This window comes from Cytophaga hutchinsonii ATCC 33406 (assembly GCF_000014145.1).
Taxonomy (GTDB): Bacteria; Bacteroidota; Bacteroidia; order Cytophagales; family Cytophagaceae; genus Cytophaga; species Cytophaga hutchinsonii.
Map to the genome: position 1 here is coordinate 3,552,582 of NC_008255.1, position 16,322 is coordinate 3,568,903.

12 protein-coding genes are annotated in these 16,322 nt (G+C 39.5%); 5 read left to right on the forward strand and 7 right to left on the reverse strand.

Features of this window, described 5'->3' with window-relative positions:
• Positions 1-7: 7 nt before the first annotated feature.
• Positions 8-2,488, reverse strand: a complete 2,481-nt coding sequence (gene hrpB, locus CHU_RS15120; RefSeq protein ID WP_011586459.1) for an ATP-dependent helicase HrpB — start codon at positions 2,486-2,488, stop codon at positions 8-10.
• A gap of 467 nt (positions 2,489-2,955) precedes the next feature.
• On the opposite strand from hrpB, the gene CHU_RS15125 reads away from it, so the two are divergent.
• The 3 genes from CHU_RS15125 (at position 2,956) to CHU_RS15135 (ending at position 4,867) form a co-directional block, all read left to right on the forward strand.
• The gene (locus CHU_RS15125; protein ID WP_238379297.1) at positions 2,956-3,375 is read left to right on the forward strand and encodes a hypothetical protein; all 420 of its coding nucleotides are present in this window, start codon (positions 2,956-2,958) and stop codon (positions 3,373-3,375) included.
• Entirely contained in the window at positions 3,366-4,337 is a 972-nt protein-coding gene (locus CHU_RS15130) for a wax synthase family protein (RefSeq protein ID WP_049755585.1), read from the forward strand. Before CHU_RS15125 ends, CHU_RS15130 begins: the two co-directional genes overlap by 10 nt.
• 101 nt (positions 4,338-4,438) lie before the next feature.
• The gene (locus CHU_RS15135) at positions 4,439-4,867 is read left to right on the forward strand and encodes a DUF2147 domain-containing protein (protein ID WP_011586463.1); all 429 of its coding nucleotides are present in this window, start codon (positions 4,439-4,441) and stop codon (positions 4,865-4,867) included.
• Positions 4,868-4,937: 70 nt separating this feature from the next.
• Here CHU_RS15135 and CHU_RS15140 read toward each other — a convergent pair whose 3' ends face one another.
• The 5 genes from CHU_RS15140 to CHU_RS19005 all read right to left on the reverse strand — a co-directional run bounded on the left by CHU_RS15140 (position 4,938) and on the right by CHU_RS19005 (position 13,265).
• Positions 4,938-6,311: a DEAD/DEAH box helicase gene (locus CHU_RS15140; RefSeq protein ID WP_011586464.1), complete on the reverse strand. Its 1,374-nt coding sequence runs from the start codon at positions 6,309-6,311 to the stop codon at positions 4,938-4,940.
• Between the two features lie 90 nt (positions 6,312-6,401).
• Complete coding sequence (locus CHU_RS15145; RefSeq protein ID WP_011586465.1) at positions 6,402-7,763, reverse strand: chloride channel protein; 1,362 nt, start codon at positions 7,761-7,763, stop codon at positions 6,402-6,404.
• A gap of 94 nt (positions 7,764-7,857) precedes the next feature.
• Entirely contained in the window at positions 7,858-8,223 is a 366-nt protein-coding gene (locus CHU_RS15150) for a c-type cytochrome (RefSeq protein WP_011586466.1), read from the reverse strand.
• 19 nt (positions 8,224-8,242) lie between these two features.
• Positions 8,243-10,174, reverse strand: a complete 1,932-nt coding sequence (locus CHU_RS15155) for a cytochrome-c peroxidase (RefSeq protein ID WP_049755586.1) — start codon at positions 10,172-10,174, stop codon at positions 8,243-8,245.
• 73 nt (positions 10,175-10,247) lie between these two features.
• Positions 10,248-13,265: an esterase-like activity of phytase family protein gene (locus tag CHU_RS19005; protein WP_049755587.1), complete on the reverse strand. Its 3,018-nt coding sequence runs from the start codon at positions 13,263-13,265 to the stop codon at positions 10,248-10,250.
• Positions 13,266-13,584: 319 nt separating this feature from the next.
• Here CHU_RS19005 and CHU_RS15165 point away from each other — a divergent pair, with 319 nt between their 5' ends.
• Positions 13,585-15,000: a hypothetical protein gene (locus CHU_RS15165; RefSeq protein WP_041932438.1), complete on the forward strand. Its 1,416-nt coding sequence runs from the start codon at positions 13,585-13,587 to the stop codon at positions 14,998-15,000.
• Between the two features lie 58 nt (positions 15,001-15,058).
• Here CHU_RS15165 and CHU_RS15170 read toward each other — a convergent pair whose 3' ends face one another.
• On the reverse strand, positions 15,059-15,490 hold the full coding sequence (locus tag CHU_RS15170; protein ID WP_238379298.1) for a hypothetical protein: 432 nt from the start codon (positions 15,488-15,490) through the stop codon (positions 15,059-15,061).
• Positions 15,491-15,717: 227 nt separating this feature from the next.
• On the opposite strand from CHU_RS15170, the gene CHU_RS15175 reads away from it, so the two are divergent.
• Complete coding sequence (locus CHU_RS15175; protein ID WP_041932798.1) at positions 15,718-16,170, forward strand: KTSC domain-containing protein; 453 nt, start codon at positions 15,718-15,720, stop codon at positions 16,168-16,170.
• Positions 16,171-16,322: the final 152 nt, after the last annotated feature.

The following is a 16,322-nucleotide window of genomic DNA, read 5'->3' on the forward strand; positions in this document are numbered from 1 at the left end:
AAATGAATCAGCTATTTTTTCTTTTAACACCACGCACCGCTTCTGCGTTCCATGGATCTTCCGGCCAGGAATGTTTCGGATACCGCATGCGTAATTCTTTACGTACTTCAGGGTATGTATTCGCCCAGAAACTTTTTAAATCCTGTGTTACCTGTACCGGTTTATAGCCGGGTGAAAGTAAATGAATCATTACTTTTGTTCTTCCTTCATTCACCGTTGGCGTATCTGTAAGGCCAAAGAGTTCCTGCAGGCGTACAGATAAAACGGGAAAGCTTCCATCTGTTTTGTATTCCAATGCAATGGATGAACCGCTGGGCACATCAATATGCGTAGGCGCAAGCTTAGCAAGTATCTTTGCCTGTTCCCAGGGAAGGATGGTATGTAATACTTCGGGCAATGGTATTTTTTTAAAGTCTTCTCTGCGCTTTACCTGTTTCAGATAAAAAGGCAGCCAGTCTTCAAGGGTTTGAAGCAACCCTTCCGCATCTACATTCGGCCATGCTTCGGTTGGCCGCCATTGCTTAAGAGAAAGAATTCGTGCCTGCCATTGTACACAGGCTTCATCCCAGTTAAAAATTTTCAGTCCTTCTTTTCGCACCGCTTCGCATAATGCTGCTGCACGCAACGTTTCATCTACTTCTTTTAAGGGTTTTGATGTAACGGTCAAACTCCCGATGCGGGTTTCTTCCTGCTGCAACAAGACACCTTTTGTTTCATCCCACCGGATACGAGCCTCCTGTACCATACGATCTGTGAGCAGCATCGGGTTTAACGCAGCGGCCCAGTAAATACGGCCTTCACCTACCCCGGCATCGGCATGCGCAACCGCCAGCCATTCTTCTTTTACCAGAACATCATTTTCATGCAGCCGTACATTGCGGCTGTTTGCCATTCTGTATCTTGCTGAAGCTGCATCTACCAGACGGGCAATCCGTTCCGGGTATGCAGCAGCAATCAATAAGCCGATGGAATCCGTATCAAATTCATAAACAGATGATTTAATGGAAAAAATTTTTCGCCAGGATTGTACTGCACGTTCAATGCGTTCCAGGATAAATGTGTCGCCCTGAAAACGTTTACCTGCGCGCCATGCCTGCAGGGCGTCAACTCGCAAACTTATATCTGCTCCTGCATGTTTGCCCAGTGCATCGCGTTCTTCGAGAATACAAACCAGATCAATGGCAAGCGGAAGTATAGTATGTTCTTTTCCTTTCAGTAATAAATGTGCGGTACGGGGATGTGTCGGTAAATTCGCCAGCGCTTTCCCATCTTCTGTTATCACACCGTTCTGTATGGCATCAAGCTCCTGCAGCAATGTCCTCGCCTGATCTACCGATCCTGATGGAGGGGCAGTAATCCAGGTCATGGATTGTATATCCCTCACACCCCATTGTGCTAACTCCAATACCAGCGGAGCCAGATCTGCTTCTGCAATTTCTGGTACGCGTTGAGGTTTGAGATACTGCTGGGTTGCTTCCGGCCACAACCGGATCGCGATACCAGGACCAAGCCTGCCTGCACGGCCCGCACGCTGGTCGGCAGCGTCCTGTGTTACCTTTACGGTTTCCAGCTTTGTCATGCCGCTGTTTGGATCAAACTTTGGTACACGTGCAAGACCGCTGTCAATAACGATATGTATGCCTTCTATCGTCAAACTGGTTTCCGCAATTGACGTAGCCAGTACAACTTTTCGACGCTGCTGTGCATCGGGGCGGATTGCTTCCTGCTGTGCATTCAGGCTCAGTTCTCCGTACAGCGGACGAACAGCAATATCGCCGTGTCGTTCTGTTAATGCAGCGGCTGTTTGCTGAATCTCCCGTACACCGGGTAAAAATACAAGTATGTCCCCTGTTTCTTCTTTTAGTACTTTACTTATAACCGTTGTTATTTGTCCGCTTATCGGTGCGTTTGTATCAATCGACGTGTACCGCACATCAATCGGATATTGGCGGCCCTTACTTGTTATGATGGGTGCTTTATCTAAAATGGCTGAAAGATTTTCTCCGTCCAGCGTTGCAGACATGATCAGGATGCGCAAATCTTCCCGCAGGATCTGTTGCAGGTCTCTGCACAATGCAAGCGACAGATCACTATGTAAACTACGTTCGTGAAACTCATCAAAAATAACCATGCCTACACCTTCCAGTGTATTATCCTGCTGCAATCGTCGTGTCAGAATTCCTTCTGTTACAACTTCAATTCGTGTCTGTGCTGAAACACGCTGATCAAAACGTACCCGGTAACCAACGGTTTTTCCTACTTCCTCACCCAGCAGATCGGCCATACGCTGTGCAACACTGCGCGCGGCCATGCGCCGTGGCTCAAGTAAAATAATCTTTTTTTCTTCAAGCCAGTCTGCCTTCAATAATTCAAGCGGAAGAATGGTACTTTTCCCTGCACCGGGCGGTGCCTGCAGAATAACAGTTGTCTGAAGATTCAGTGTTTCTTTAATCTCTTCAACTATTTCTGCAATGGGGTATTGATTCATAGGGCAAAGGTAGGAAATTATATTTAATCGTATAGACCAATTTATTGTGTCTAATTATTTAACCGCACATTTATTGCGTTTCATATTCAACATATACAATTTCATATCATTTAACAGACGCAATAAATTGCGTCTCTACGATTGGCGGTTTTGCCGGGAATAAAAATCCATTGTTCCATCAAAATATTTCACGGGTGATCCGGTGGTACAAAGGCCCGTGTACGTTCGAAATACGTAACATTCATGCCGGCTTTTCATGGCAGACACCTTTTTATGATCACATTATCCGAAATCAACAGTTACAAAACATAGAGCATTATATAGAAGCAAATCCATCTGAATGGGAAAGAATACAAATTTTATAATCAGACGGACTGATACGAATGCATTTTTTATACATGTTGTAAATCAAACAGCTGAAATGCATTATATTTATATCTCACAACAGATTCAAATACATGAATGTTATGTTTCTGAACAAGTTAATTTTCATTTGCGGCATACTCCATCTTGCATTAGGCATAGGAAGCAGTATTATTCCTAAGGTTCTGGATTGGAAAACAGAACTGACAAAGGTGCAGCCCTTGATCCGGCAGATGTTCTGGACCTATGCAGCATATATTTTAGTTATTAATATCTGTTTCGGTCTGGTTTCAATTTTCGGAACGGAAGAACTTCTGAATCATTCCTTTCTTGCATCCTGTCTTACCTTGTTTATCAGTTTATATTGGCTCACACGTATTGGTATTCAATTCTTTTATTTCGACAAAACACATGCACCGAAAGGATTGATTTTTACATTAGGTGAAATTGCTTTGGTAGGTTTGTTTTTCCTGTTTACAATACTTTATTTTCTGGCTTTCTTATATAACAACTCATGGATCTGATAACGGGTGTATTGCTAAGCTGGGGAGTTTTCCTATTGCTGATCGGGTATTTTATTCCATACATCAATAATCTTTACTTTGCGCGGGCGCTTGCCTGGCTTATTGTTATGGGTACAGCGCTAGTATCTATTACGCTCACGCTGTCTGCTGCTCCAATCTACCGGATGATTGCTATCGCATCCTTACAGCTCATCTCTATGAAAGTTATTGTGTTGGTTGAAACGTACAGAGGAAAACCCACGCTCACATATCTGCAATGGCTGGTATTTGCTATGGGCTGGTTTGGTATGCGTCCGCGTTTATTTGAAACCTTTCCCTCAAGCCCGCTTCCTGATGTTATGGCTTTTGTTGTAAAAGGAATTTCGAGAATTATTATTGGGTTATTACTTTTAATTGCTTCTGTTTATGCGGAAAAAGAATTTTCTGCTGTTTATTTTTTTTATGAATTACTCATGCTTGTTGGCTTGAGTTTTATTTTACACTTCGGCATATTGAATTTAAGTACTGCATCCTGGCGGTTTTCAGGAGTAGACGTAAAAGAATTATTCCGTGCTCCGTATAAAGCAACATCACTAAAGGAATTCTGGGGCAGACGCTGGAACATGGCCTTTTCTGAAATGACTGCGGTTGTTGTATACAAGCCTTTAAAAAATGTTTATGGTATTACTGCTGCTATGATTGCTTCGTTTTTAATTTCCGGATTGCTACATGAAATTGCCATTTCATTTCCGGTAAAAACTGGTTATGGATTACCGTTTTTATATTTCATTATGCATGGCCTTGTCATGCTGGCAGAAAGTAAAATAAGCCTTGTAAAAAAAATCATCCTGCACCCGATCGCAGCGCATATCTGGGTATTTGCATGGCTTATACTGCCTATGCCGTTATTGTTTCACAAAACATTTATTATTGAAGTAGTACAGCCGTTACGTGATTTTATAGTGCATATAATTGGCCTTTAAAAACAGATTGTCAACCTGAATGATAACAAAATTGCCTGTTAAACGTTTAGTATATAATCAGCTATTTTTTGTATATTATAAGTAACTAAAACCGTACAGCTATGAAACATTTAATCAGCATACTTCTTTTTACAGTGCTTGGTACAAGTGCATTTGCACAGGCAGACAACATTCTGGGCACCTGGCTTTCTGCCGATAAAAAAGCCCACGTCGAAATATATAAGACAAACAGCAATGTTTATTTCGGAAAAATAATCTGGCTCTCTGAACCCAATGATCCGACAACAGGAAAACCTAAAGTTGACGGCAAAAATCCGGATGCATCTAAACGCTCTAACCCGTTGATCGGATCTTTAACATTTTTAAATTTCGTGTATAAAGATGGTGAATATATTAATGGCAAAATATACGATTGCAGAGAAGGTAAAACCTATACCGGAAAACTGTGGCTGAATGATGATGGCACCTTGAGCATGCGCGGTTACATTGGCTTTCTGTATAGTACAGAAACCTGGACGCGTTTTAAATAATAATTTTAATTGAAAAATGTTCGACACGGTTATCCGTTACGGCATGTACCGACGGACAACCGTGTCGATTTTATTTAGCCGTTTCTTCAATAAGCACCCGCTGATGAAAATGTTTTGTCTGATGAATGTTATTAATCAACTGACTCTGATATTTTGAATCTATATCAAACGTTGCATGTGCGCGATAGACAAGTACATTTTGTATGGCTTCTTCCTTCACACCGGATTGAAGCATTAAGAATTGTTTCAGCGACTCCGGCGTTTGTTCATGTCGTGTACCTACATTGATTGTCATTTTTACCGGACACGATTCTTTTTTATCAATCGTTATATCCAGCTTTATGGGTTCAAACCTGATGCGTAACGCATCTTCAAAATCATCTTTATGATATAGTTCATCGCTTTGTAACAAGGCAATGGATTTGCCTTTTTTTCCGGCGCGCGCCGTTCTTCCGCTGCGGTTAACATATTGCGCTTCGTTATCCGGCAAATGATAATGAATCACATAATTCAGATCGCTCACATCAATGCCCCGGGCTGCAATATCCGTTGCAATAAGTACCTCAATGCGTTTGTCTTTAAATGCATGCATCACTTTTGTACGCTCATATTGATTGAGGTCGCCGTAAAGTGACCCGACAACAATATCAAAACCGGCCAGCTGCTGCCCCAGTAATTTAGCCGCGGCCTGTGTACGGCAGAATATGATGCCGCGTTCATTGCTATGCTTCAGCAAAAATGCTTTCAGATATTCTAATTTATATCCGTATTGATATGCCAGGTACTGATGTTCAATATTTCTATTTACATACTCCTGCGGCTTTATGCGAATCTCTTCGATGTCGGTTCCTAAATATTCCCGGATGATCAGCTTAAGTTCAGAACCAAGTGTTGAGGTGAACAAAAGCTTACGTGCAGTGGGCTTTGCAATCTTCATGATCTTATCAATATCCGGAAGAAAGCCCATATTGAGCATTTCATCGGCTTCATCCAGGATCAGGTATTTCAGGTTACTTAAGTTCACCGCCTTTCGCGCAATCAGGTCAAGCAACCGGCCGGGAGTTGCAACCAGAATGTGTTTTGGTGTTTCAAGCTTTTTTATTTGCTCTTCAATCTTTTTCCCGCCGTAAACGGCTTCTGTATGTATGCGCACGATGTAGCGGGAGAATACAAACAGATCTTTTGCAACCTGCTGGCCAAGTTCTCTGGTGGGTACCAGCACCAGTACCTGTGTTTGCTGTAAAGAAGGATTGATCTGTTGTAATACGGGCAAGCCAAATGCAGCTGTTTTACCTGTTCCGGTTTGTGCAACGCCTACTACATTTTTAGTAGAATTCAGAATAACAGGAATTGCTTTTTGCTGAATTTCTGATGGCGAAGAAATATTATTTTCACTAAGGGATTGAAGTAGCGCAGCATTTAAACCCAGGTCGGAGAATGTCATTCAGATTATACAAATTCAGATTTAAGATAAAAAATAATTCTTTAAAAGAACATACCTTGCAAAGATACACAAATACCCATTAATTTATTTCTATTTGGCAACGTCTGTTTCAGTAGGCTCAGGTGTTTTTCCTTCAGGAGGCAGAAACGAATTCAGATACCCTTCTTTTAAATGTTCGTAGACGGATTTTTTATCAACGAGCATCGAAACCAGATATGCAAACATACCAGCGAGCATCAGATAAAAGATCACCGAATGCCTGTCGGTCATTTCAAGTACAAGAATAGCAGATGTAAAGGGCGAATGCGTAACGCCGGTGAGGAAGCCTACCATGCCTGCAAGAATTAATAAATTCGTGAATTCAGAAGGGATGTCTGCAACGTAAGCGATAAATGCTCCGATTGTGCTGCCGGCACACAGCGACGGAGCGAATATACCACCTGCGCCGCCACTACCGAAGCTGAGAATCGGGCCGAAGAAACGGCTGAGCACTAAAGAGGGGGAAACATCTTTATTGCTGATGAACAACAGATCTTCCATGACTTCTTTACCGGCACCAATAACTGAACGGTTGAAAAAATAATAAATAGATGCAAAACTCAACGCAAAAATGAGCACTATGGCAATGTGTTTTCCTGTTGTTTTAATTGTTTTTTTCCAGCGGTGAATCACTAATATAAGACTCCCGAACATTCCGCCCATAAAGCCTGCAAGTGCCGCTGCTGCTATTACCCAAAGTATATATGAGTAACCGGCAACCTGTACTTTAGGGAATCCCAAATACAAATACGGACCCAGCATGGCTTGTGCCGTCATGCCTGAAATAATAACAGCTACAAATAATGTTGTCCGGAATTTAGAAAACTGAATCCGTGTTAATTCTTCAATTGCAAATACAATACCTCCAAGCGGCGTATTGAAAGCTGCTGCCAAACCAGATGCCGCGCCTGTAAGCACCATCAGTTGTGCACTGAACTTCTCCCACTGCTTTGGAAGCGCATGATGCATGAAGCTAAAAATAGAAGCCGATATCTGAATGGTAGGTCCTTCCCTGCCGATTGCTCCGCCGCCGGCAAGCATAACCAGGCTGCTTAATACCTTTACGATGGAAACTTTTACATTCAATAACTTCCGGCTTAAATTTGATTTACCTTCTAACTCAACAGCTGCCATTACCTGTGGAATTCCGCTACCAGCTGCCATGGGTGCAAATACTTTTACTAAAAACCAGGAACTTAAAAAAGCAACTGGACTGATCGCAAAAATCGCTTCCGGGTACGTATGTAAAAATTCTGTACTCAAATCTTCCACATAGAGAAAACCGCGGGCATACATAACCGCGGCAACACCAACCAATACGGAAGCTACCCATAAAGGAATAAGCTGATATGCTGTCCGGTGAAATTCCTTATAATCTAATTGAGATATTTTTTTATAGAAATATTCCTTCATCTAACCAATGTTAGCACATTTTACTTAAAATGGCAATCATTTCCAGGTTAAATTAGCTTGCCGCTTTTACACGGATACACATTACATATATAAATTATTTTTTATTTCTGGGCTTGTAGGTCAAGAAGTATGTGATGAGATTTAATTCTTCTGCAGACACACGTGCTTCTGAAACATTTTCTTCATGCACAGCATTTGCCATACGGATAGAATATGCACCAAGTTCCTCTTCTGTAAAATCAGGAATGATTGTTTTACCTTTAACTTTTTTATTATGACAACCTGCGCAATTCAAATCATATAACACACGCCCCTTCTCACACATTACTGCATATTGTTCCTGAATGGGTTTTGACATTGCCTCCGGAAATTCATACACGACTTTTTTTTGTGTTTTACAGGAATTGATCAAAAGAACACTCACAAACACTGCCACTACAATTCTAAAATATTTACGCATAATACCGATTCTTATTCTATTAATATTCGCCGCCCACTTTTCGCTGATTCAACACCTTATCCTTTGATACAGGTAATGTTAACGGAGGTTTTTCAAAAACAATATGTTCATTTAAGGATTGAATAAAGACTTCAATCTTATTTATTTCTTCCTTTGTTAAGTGCAACGAATCCGAAGAAAGTGTTTGATTCGGTATGTCAAGTCCTCTTCCTGCACCGCCGCCATTGTTGTAAAATTCAATTACTTCTGTTAGATTATCAAAAACGCCATTATGCATATAAGGCTTTGTATACGGAGCGTTGCGTATAGACCCTGTTCTGAACGCACGGTTCATTTCATCGGAAACATAAACAACTGTTCGACCATTATCCATACTTACACGTGAAAATAATTTATCTGCAGGCACGCCGATCACTTCAAATTCTGAATTCACATACGGTGGTTTTACTCCATTAAATTGTGGCACAAAATGACATGTTGCACATTGCGCTTTACTCATGAACAGATTAAAACCTTCCTGCACAATAGGATCTATAGATTTTTTTTCAATCATAGATGCATCAAAATCCGAATAACCGTTACTGAACTTGCTGTAATAAATGGTTAATGCAGATGTGATGTGATCAATGGTGATGCCTTTTTCCTGTGGTGTATACTTTAGTAATTTTGTAAAACGTGTATTGTATTCTTTACAGCTCAGCACTTTTTGTATGAGCGCTATTTCTGTACTTCCCATTTCAGTCGGGTTGAGTATAACACTTTTTGCCTGGTTCTGCATGGTAATGTGCGCGCCATCCATCATCAGCAAATGATTTTGCTGTACATTAATCAATGAAGGTGTATTTCTTGGTAAGCGATCAACCCGGTTAAACTGAAGTGCTGTACGGTTAAGCGTATCTGTAAAATATTCGGTAGGCAAATGGCACGAAGCACAGCTGCGTAAATTATTTCCGGATAAGATCGGATCGTAAAACAACAATTTACCTAAATCATTTAACTCGTTAAGATCTGTAGAATCTGTTACCCGGGAAAAAATCCCTTTTGTATTCTGTGCATAATACAATCCTTTATCAAAAATAGATGTGCTGTTTTTATTTAACGAATAATCAACCAGGTTTTTACTGGACACGTTATATTTATGAATCATTTTTTGATTCAATGCAAACAGCGGATTTATGTATTGCTGAATGAATGTAAAATGATCAAAATCGTTTAAATCGTTTGGTTGTTTGAAAACAAAATCAATGGCTTTTTCATACAGTTCTAAATATTCTGGATAAATGGCTGTAGCTGGAAAGCTTTTATTGTATGCGACATACACTGGCTGCATATCTTTCATCATACTCAACAATTCGGGAATTACCTGTTCCGTATCCGGACACTCAAAGCCTGTAGTATAAATGGCGGAAATATTTAACAGATACAATCTGTTACATAAATAAAAATGGTGATAATCTGCAAGGTGCTTTGTTATGGAATCTGCAAAGTAAACATCCGTTGCAGAAATAGATTCCTGAACCAATCGCTTTAATTCTTTTTTTTCTATACCGGATTCTTCCAGATACAGATATGCCAGCGTTAACCCCGCGGCCTCTCGCTTATAAGGCGCTTCATGTTTTTCAAATACTTCTGTCTCCCATTCTACCGGAAGCGGCCCGTTAATTTTTTTATATGAAATTGGTTCCAGATAACGCAGCCAAAAATCAACGCCTTTTAACTGAACACGCGTTTGCTGAATAATTTCTTTTATCTGTTCAAGATCCGATTCCTTCGTTACATTACTTTCATCAATCCTTCGTAATAACGCGGTTTGCTTTTGTTTGAATGCCTGTATACGTTCTGTGTATAAAGACGGATATTCAGATGATACAAGAGATTCTGTTTTGGATATAAATGAAATTGATACAAATAATGTACCTAATACTGTTATTAATAATATATACTTTTTCATTTTAGTAAGCTTCATAACAAATAAACGGGTTGCGCGACAACACGCAACCCGTCTCAACTAGTACGAAAAAATATTAGTGAATTACAATTACTCTTATTCTATGTGTAACATTTTCAGCTACAATTTCAACAATGTATGTTCCATTGCTTAATGATGCAGTATTCAATGAAATGTTCTGTTCGCCGCTTTCCAATGATTGTTTGATTGCTGGCAATACAGCCCTTCCCTGAATATCATATGTATTTACTACTACCTGCGATTTTTCTGAAAGAATCATCGCAATTGTTGCAGACTCTCCTGTCGGATTCGGATATAATTTAATCGTTGTATTTCCTGTACCTTCTTCAATAACAACACCTGTAGTAATCGGATCAGCATTTTTTGTATCCGGGTTTGTGAATGCCAGTAACTGGCCACCCTCTACAAATTCACCGGCAATACCATAGTGTGCCTGTACCACTGTTAAGAACATACCTTTACCCAGGATTGATTCAACATCCAATACACCTGATGCTTCTTCATCCTGTGTAAGGAAGTTTACACCGCCATTCATAAAACGTGTACTATCGTGGTAAGCAATTTCTTTTAATACATCTGTTGCAATTGTATACTGCCATACTTTACCGATGTGTGGGTTTCCGCCAACATCTTCCACTAATAATACGTGTCCGTAATGATCAATCGTGATGTTATCAAGCATTTGCTGGCCTTCTGTACCATCAAGTACTGCTGTGATCGTTCCGCCTGATTCCGGGTTTGATGCATCCGTGAAAGATAATTTCCACAATCTGCTTGGAGAATTGAACGCATTTGTTGTTGCAAAGTAAAAGTCATTCGGGCTTTTCGGATCCCAGGCACCATCTTCAGGACGTAAGAATGTAGTTACACCTGCATTTACACTATTCGTATTCAATGCTGATAGTGATACGGCTCTTACATCGCCTAAATCAACTAAGGTAAATGCTGTACCTGCTGCAGGAACACCTGCACTCGTTTCACTTAACAAACCTGTAACAGCGACACCGTATAACTTACCGTTTGTTAAACCAGCTTTATCAACTACGGAGCCGGTGTTTGTTTTTGTACCAACATAGAAATAAACCTGTCCGCCTGTACCATCATCCATACCGGCAACAACTGTTTTGTTTCCTTCAATCGGACTTGCTACAGAATTTTCCCAGGAGAATTTTCCTAACGCAGGAAGTTCATATGCGGTACCAGCTTCTGCACCCGTTGCAATGTGTGCAATGGCACGGCCATCACCACCTTCTTCTCCATTCATAAAAATACGATCCTGTGTACCCAGACCGGTTACACTGTTATAGTAAGCAGTTGGTGCAGCCAAATCTGCTGAACAGAATCTGTTGAATGCCGATGCCTGAGGCGATGCAGTATTAAATGTTGAATAACCTGTACCGTTCCATAATTTTACCGTGTTCACTAAATCTGAACCGCTAACTACAGACAGATCTGATTTATTGATTACCCATTTAGATACGAATGCACCTATAACACCATGTGCACGCACAGCACCTTTATCAGAACCTAATTCGTGGTTCATTAAAAGCGTAAATGTTCCGTCGTTGTTATCGTACGCGCCAAGGCCATCCGGGATACCAACCATTTTATAACCGTTTACATTATCTTTTACACTTAAGATCGAAGTAAACTCAACTCCTGGTGCAAATGGTAACAGGTAAGGTGTCTGTGATGTACTCAGTCCAGTTTTACCTTGTGCTAAATCAGTAGTAAGTGTTTTATAGTTATTTAATTTATTAGTCCCTTTTAATCTGAATGTAACAAGATGAGACTTAATACCCGTTGCTGTAGCAACGCCATTTGCTGATGGGGAAACTTGTCCGTAATCATTATCATTACAGATTGCAATTGTGCTGTCATTGATGATTGCTAAACCTTCTGCTTTTTCCAATGCATGATCCCAGCCGATAGAAAACATATCTGCAAAAAGTGTTTTCTTAACGGGAACAATTCCGTTAGCTGTTAAACCAGCTTGATTCACCAATGCTTCAACTGTTAAACCGCTATACAATGCAGATGTTACAGGCGTAGCGTCTTTGATATTTATTTTGTAAATATTTTTAATATCCGTTGCGCCACGTAAGGCAGCTTCGATCACTAAAAAAGTAGTATCGCTGATCGCAGCCATATCACTTAATTTCCAGTCGCTCAAACGGATCTGATCGGGGCCTGAAGCACCGATCACACCTGCGTTTAAATAAACAAACACCTTAGTAGCATTTGTAGCCGGATCAATTTCTAATAGTCTGTGTACTTGTGTTGCTTCTCCAACTGCTTTTGAAGGGAATAACAATGGGCTTTGAATCAACGCATAAATTTTACCGCTTGGTGTAATAGCTATGTTTTCAAAACCTCTGTTGTTTTTACGATACTTGAATACTGTATCAATAGCAATATCCTGCGCCTCAATACCCGGAAGGTTACCATAAGGAGTAAAACGGTTGATTACAACACCGTTCTTATTCAATTTCCAGATAGACGGCCCCCCTTCTTCGCAGATCCAGAAGTTACCTTGTTTATCTACAACGATACCTTCAGAATCAATACCCCATACATCTTTAGGAGCAATTTTAACACTGAAGTTTGCACAGTTTAAAACAGTATCGATAGACGCCTGCTCAACACTTGTGCTTCCGAAACCTGTTGGGTTCAACAAACCTGTTGCACCTGTACCGTTCGGACGTTTCATGGATATTGTTTGTAAGATCTGTATAGAGTCACCATGGATACGGATGCGGTGAATCTTCGGTGCGTAGTTCTGGAAACCATAGATCTTATCATAGGTAGGCCTGCACGCTGCTGTATTAGCGCTTGCCGCATCTACGTTTACTCCTCTATCGGAGACTGTCCAGAATTCTGTACCATTTGTGCCAGCGATTGCGTAAAGACCTGAAAATCCCGCTTCATGGAAATTAATATTCTGAAATGTTCCGATAACAGCGGAATTATTATTCACATAATCCTGCAGCTTGACGACTTGTGCCGATGCATCCAGTTGTGCACCCAGCAAAACGCCAAAGCAAACAAGCATGCTTTGTAAACTTTTTCTCATAACAATTTTTGTTTTTGTTTACATCAAAAGTACGTCGCTCAGATTCTGAAGAAATTATGTAGATATTATAAAACTGTTAGGATAAGCATCTGCAGTTAACACACACTTAATATTAGGTATTGCTTCTACTGATTATACGTACAAAAAATTCCAACCGTGTATCCAATTATGCAGCACATTCCCAGCTAACTATGCAGCTGAATCTTTAAAAGAAATAATTTATTTATATTGGCTGCTGTATCTTTTTCAAATAATAACATTATAGTAACATACCAAACGAATTGCTATGATGTCTATTAAAAACTGTGTGTTGTGCACTATGCTATTTTTAGGAGTATGTATTGCTTCCTGTGATATAAAACAGCAAAAAACTATTTCTGAAGAGATTGTTTCAGCAAAAGCAGCTGAACCTAAACGTGCTGATACTGCATTCAATTCTGTAAAAGGTCAGGTAAAAGAATTTACAATTGATCCGAAAAAGAAAAATAACCTGCTTTCTAAAAAAGGAATCAAAATAGCGATACCGGAAAATGCTTTTGTAACATCAAACGGAAAAACTCCTGAAGGCCCCGTGTCTGTTACGGTTTCAGAATACCATAATCCGGCAGATATTTTGGCATCAGGCATTAACATGCAATACAATACTGCAGAAGGTCCAATACAAATGGAGTCTGCCGGCATGTTTAACATGCAAGCCAGCTGTGAAGGTAAGCCGCTGCAGATTGCACAGAATAAAAAAATAGATATTGAAGTTCCTTCAACAAACAAAGACATCGATTTCAATTTATATTATTTTGACACGCTGACAAATACCTGGACAGAAACGCAAAAAATATTGCCTGTTAAAGAAAAGCAACAAGAACAAACCATTGTTACTTCTTTAAAAAAGGAGAATGAAGCTGATCCCCAAATGACGATAGAATGGGCGGCTTCAAAACCCGTTCAGCGCAGAATTAACGGAAAAGTAATTTCGCTTGTAAAACCGGACTGCATGTATGACAATACGTTTTTTACTATTCCTTTAATGACCGATCAATATCCAGAGCTAGCGCTTTACAAAGAAGCGGTATGGACAGGATACCTTACGCAGGATAAGATGAAAGTAGCAGCAGCTTTTGAAGTGGATCAATTAATATCTGCAAAAATTGTTGAACGGGAAACGCCGTTAAATAAATATTTAGTATCGATGGAATTTAAGAACATAAAAATTACAGCATACATGAAAATCGCCAGCCTCCCGGAACAATGTGAAACCAACGAAGAGCTTTACACGGCGTATCTGAATGAACGCCCGGTTGATGAAGCACGTATTGAAAAAATTGAAAATAAACGCAAGGTTCAAAAAAAGACAGACGAGATTTACCGGACATTTTCAATAACACGTATGGGCTTATGGAACTGCGATCGGTTGTACGTACTTACAAAAAAAGCGCTTGTCCATGCACGATTCAGAAATGCATCTACCAATGAATTCTATACACCTCAAACCACTTATCTCATTGATAAAAATATTAACTCCGTATGGGTATACAATACAACTATTGTTCTCAATCCCGATTCAGATAACGTGATTTTATTTGTAACTGATAAAGGTAAAATCTGTTATACACGACTTAATAAACTCTCTGAAACCAGAGATGAAAAAGAAATGGCTCTGACAATTGATGTAAATGAAATGCCCGATAAGCCAAACAATACGGAAGATCTGTATTTATTGATTCGAAAGAAAATGTAAGCATACACAAATAAAAAACCACCACAGATGTGATGGTTTTTTATTTGACAGTATTGTATTAGATAATATCTTCTTCTTCATCTTCCTCACTATATTCTAAATTTCTTTTGTATACATGATATAGAATCCAGCAAAACGGAAATATCCAGATAATATCATTAAATACATTTACCCAGAAAAAATAGGGGTCTAATTGATTGGTGAAAATATAATGCAATGAACCTATGGGGCCTAATATTTTCCCTATTAGACCAACAACTATAAGCGGCCAGTAACGCGCCGGGTCGCGTGATGCAAAATAATAAGCAATCCCATACACACCCACCAGCATACCGATACATTGTAATACGATTATTACAAAAATTGAATCACAATCATCAAATAAAATCACTTTGGGATGAATCGAAATTAATATCCCCCAGAAAATATTATAAATGGCGGCAAATATCATGATCAGCCTGGATATAATTTTGATCGTTTCCTGTTTCATAGCTTGTCTTGGTTAATAGTATAATATATCTATTTTGTTTGATATTTTCTATATTCAGGTAATACGTTTTTAGCCTTCTTACAGTTTACAATATGTCTTTTTAGATCGGTATTGACCTCATTTAGGGCTTTATTTAGTAAAATTTACCATTCAATAATGCCCGCAGGCCCATTTCCTTATTCTTTATGGTTATATTTGTAGCGTTAAAATCAGAATTGAATCGAAGTATGAAAAAAGTAGCCGATTATAGAAAACTATTAGGCGTAGATAAAACCGTTGAATTAAAGGAGTTAAAAACCATTTACAGAAATTTAATGAAAGAATGGCATCCGGATAAATTCAATGACAATGAAACTGCAAAGCTGGAAGCAGAAGAAAAAAGTAAAGAATTTATTGAAGCATACAATTTCCTGATCAGCATTGCGCCTGAAACAGTTGAATCATTCAAAGAAGAATTCATGCATACGATCACAAATGCAAGTATGATCGATTATCAATACAAAGCACGTGTCTTAGAAGTAAAATATTCGGATGGAGCTGTATATGAATTCTTTGATGTGCCAAGCAACATCTACAACAAATTATTAAACTCAGATGTACCAGGCAGATTTGTTCGACGTAATATTTGCGGCGGCGAATTTGTTTACAGAAAAACCGCAAACCCATCGAGTGTGGACTAACTCCTGTTCATTAGCAATTATTAGAAGAGACTTTTAACGGAGTCTCTTTTTTTATGCCGTCTTTAGCTTAAGGCTTAAGGCCTAATGCTGAAAGCCTAAAGCCAAATAGTTTCTCAACTATTTCAACAAATGTAATTTAACAAAAGTTTTAA

Coding starts and splice junctions, on each gene's coding strand:
- hrpB (WP_011586459.1), bottom strand. CDS start 2,488: ATGAATCAATACCCCATTGCAGAAATAGTTGAAGAGATTAAAGAAACA.
- CHU_RS15125 (WP_238379297.1), top strand. CDS start 2,956: ATGTTTCTGAACAAGTTAATTTTCATTTGCGGCATACTCCATCTTGCA.
- CHU_RS15130 (WP_049755585.1), top strand. CDS start 3,366: ATGGATCTGATAACGGGTGTATTGCTAAGCTGGGGAGTTTTCCTATTG.
- CHU_RS15135 (WP_011586463.1), top strand. CDS start 4,439: ATGAAACATTTAATCAGCATACTTCTTTTTACAGTGCTTGGTACAAGT.
- CHU_RS15140 (WP_011586464.1), bottom strand. CDS start 6,311: ATGACATTCTCCGACCTGGGTTTAAATGCTGCGCTACTTCAATCCCTT.
- CHU_RS15145 (WP_011586465.1), bottom strand. CDS start 7,763: ATGAAGGAATATTTCTATAAAAAAATATCTCAATTAGATTATAAGGAA.
- CHU_RS15150 (WP_011586466.1), bottom strand. CDS start 8,223: ATGCGTAAATATTTTAGAATTGTAGTGGCAGTGTTTGTGAGTGTTCTT.
- CHU_RS15155 (WP_049755586.1), bottom strand. CDS start 10,174: ATGAAAAAGTATATATTATTAATAACAGTATTAGGTACATTATTTGTA.
- CHU_RS19005 (WP_049755587.1), bottom strand. CDS start 13,265: ATGAGAAAAAGTTTACAAAGCATGCTTGTTTGCTTTGGCGTTTTGCTG.
- CHU_RS15165 (WP_041932438.1), top strand. CDS start 13,585: ATGCTATTTTTAGGAGTATGTATTGCTTCCTGTGATATAAAACAGCAA.
- CHU_RS15170 (WP_238379298.1), bottom strand. CDS start 15,490: ATGAAACAGGAAACGATCAAAATTATATCCAGGCTGATCATGATATTT.
- CHU_RS15175 (WP_041932798.1), top strand. CDS start 15,718: ATGAAAAAAGTAGCCGATTATAGAAAACTATTAGGCGTAGATAAAACC.